Source organism: Microvirga antarctica (assembly GCF_017921815.1).
GTDB classification, from domain to species: Bacteria; Pseudomonadota; Alphaproteobacteria; order Rhizobiales; family Beijerinckiaceae; genus Microvirga; species Microvirga antarctica.
Genome location: NZ_JAGEMM010000145.1, coordinates 1 through 285, shown reverse-complemented (window position 1 = coordinate 285; position 285 = coordinate 1). Strand labels below are relative to the sequence as shown.

The following is a 285-nucleotide window of genomic DNA, read 5'->3' as shown; positions in this document are numbered from 1 at the left end:
GGCTGGCTTTATCTGGCCGTGGTTATCGATCTGTGGTCGCGGTCAGTCATTGGCTGGTCGATGTCCTCGCGGATGACAGCACAGCTTGCCTGCGATGCGTTACAGATGGCGCTGTGGCGGCGTAAATGTCCGGAAAATGTCATCGTGCAGACAGACAGAGGCGGTCAGTACTGTTCAACGGATTACCAGAGCTTACTGAAACGCCATAATCTGCGGGGAAGTATGAGCGCCAGAGGTTGTTGTTACGACAATGCCTGTGCGGAAAGCTTCTTCCATACGCTGAGG

1 protein-coding gene is annotated in these 285 nt (G+C 54.4%); it reads left to right on the top strand.

The annotated features are described in order from the left end of the window. Positions 1-285: DDE-type integrase/transposase/recombinase (locus J4G32_RS21225; protein ID WP_210497701.1), on the top strand; the 285-nt coding region annotated here is incomplete at both ends.